The organism is [Ruminococcus] torques ATCC 27756 (assembly GCF_000153925.1).
Taxonomy (GTDB): domain Bacteria; phylum Bacillota; class Clostridia; order Lachnospirales; family Lachnospiraceae; genus Mediterraneibacter; species Mediterraneibacter torques.
The window spans coordinates 221814-223398 of the sequence record NZ_DS264344.1; the positions used below are offsets into that span (position 1 = coordinate 221814).

Consider the following 1585-nt stretch of genomic DNA (forward strand, 5'->3'; position numbering starts at 1 on the left):
CTGGCTCAAACAGTCTTCATACCGCTCAATATAATAGGATCGAGCTTCTACACACCGAACAGTTGGATCGCTAATCTCTCCTTTTTCGAAAAGACTTCTAAATCGGGAAGGTCGACGGCTAAGCCCATCCAAGGCTGCATATGCTTTTTTCCAGATTGGATATTGAAGACAAAAATGCTTCAGCTCATAATAACGATGACGTTCAATCCAATATGGATTTTTCTCCGATAATTCCGGACGAATTGTTGTGCCCATTTTTAATTTTTCTCTCCTTTCCACAAATATCCCGTTTCCTCCCAAAGCCGTTTCGGAGAGATGTAAAAATTGATGCGTCCGTATCTTGAATTCATCTCCTCAATGTTGGTTATCAATTTACCATTTCTAGTAGCTTTTCCAATTGGTAGCCACCCGGATATAATACCGGCACGAACCCAAGAAGCATCTTTTCCATACACTCTGGCTACCACTACCACTGGAACAGACCCCGGTGTAAATGTAATTTCTTCCATTGGCTGTTACCTCCTTTCAACGGCTATTCTAGGATAAGACTTGCGATTTGTTAAAACAACCTCAGTGGCAAAACGATACACACAAAAAAGAAAGAGCCCTTGTTAGGACTCCATTCTCTTGAAGTATAATTTTTGCAATTTTGCTCTCATCCTTGTCAATTCCATTTGGATGTTGTCTACTTGACTTGGATTCTTTGTTCTTAAAAGTATGTCCTCAAACATTCGAATCTTAGTCTGTAAGTGCCGTTCCTCTTTTGACATGATTTTTCTCCTTTCGTTTTATTCTTCACAAAAGGAGTAGTAATTCCTGCGAATTCCTCCATCGAATCATGGTCATTTCACATGGATAATCTTCATATCCATAAGTTTCACAAGTAATAAAACCTTCCAACACACCACGAATCACCTCTGCTTCGTATTGCTTATACGGAAAAATATAATCTGGTAACTCTCTATGTATTTGACCGCAAACGGGACATCGAAAACGTTCAATCTCTATCCACGAAGTTTTTCCGCCTTTCGTCCGTACTATTCTTGAAACCTTATCATACCGTTTTAATTTAGACCCACAATTCTGACAAATTGATTTATCATTACTAACCATATATTAAAACCCTTTAAAATATTGAGTGTAGGAGTTGACAATTCCTACACTAGCATATATGATTACTCATGATAAATCAACATTGCCACACACAAAACTCATTTTAATATCGTGAAGGAGGTATGAAATATGCTGCTAAAATGTCCCGAATGCGAATTACAGATAAGCGATAAAGCTACTTTCTGCCCACATTGTGGATATCCGATACAGCCAGACATCAAACCAAGAAAGCCCCGCAATAAAAATAATAAAAGAAAACGACTTCCTAACGGCTTTGGACAGATAAGTCAAATCAAAAATCGAAACCTTAGAAACCCATATCGGGCAATGGTTACTGTTGGAAAAACATCTACTGGTCGTCCTATATGTAAGCCACTAAAACCGGAATCCTATTTTCCAACTTATAACGACGCCTATGCCGCATTAGTAGAATATAATAAAAATCCATATGACTTAAAGCCGGACATTACAG

Annotated in this window: 3 protein-coding genes and 1 pseudogene; 1 reads left to right on the top strand and 3 read right to left on the bottom strand. The window is 38.2% G+C overall.

Annotated elements, in window-relative coordinates:
* From RUMTOR_RS01195 to RUMTOR_RS13860, 3 genes and pseudogenes are all read right to left on the bottom strand, one after another.
* Window positions 1-279 (bottom strand): annotated as a pseudogene (locus RUMTOR_RS01195) (hypothetical protein); the annotation flags it as partial.
* Window positions 258-509, bottom strand: a complete 252-nt coding sequence (locus tag RUMTOR_RS01200; protein WP_004845176.1) for a hypothetical protein — start codon at window positions 507-509, stop codon at window positions 258-260. The pseudogene RUMTOR_RS01195 and the gene RUMTOR_RS01200, both read right to left, overlap by 22 nt.
* A 286-nt stretch (window positions 510-795) precedes the next feature.
* A complete protein-coding gene (locus tag RUMTOR_RS13860; protein ID WP_004845178.1) occupies window positions 796-1113 on the bottom strand; it encodes a DUF6431 domain-containing protein in 318 nt (105 codons plus the stop codon).
* A gap of 129 nt (window positions 1114-1242) precedes the next feature.
* Here RUMTOR_RS13860 and RUMTOR_RS01210 point away from each other — a divergent pair.
* A partial coding sequence (locus tag RUMTOR_RS01210) for a zinc-ribbon domain-containing protein (RefSeq protein WP_004845179.1) occupies window positions 1243-1585 on the top strand: 343 nt, incomplete at its 3' end.

Bases quoted from the DNA above. Each gene is read 5' to 3' on its own strand.
- RUMTOR_RS01200 (WP_004845176.1), bottom strand. From the start codon at position 509: ATGGAAGAAATTACATTTACACCGGGGTCTGTTCCAGTGGTAGTGGTA.
- RUMTOR_RS13860 (WP_004845178.1), bottom strand. From the start codon at position 1,113: ATGGTTAGTAATGATAAATCAATTTGTCAGAATTGTGGGTCTAAATTA.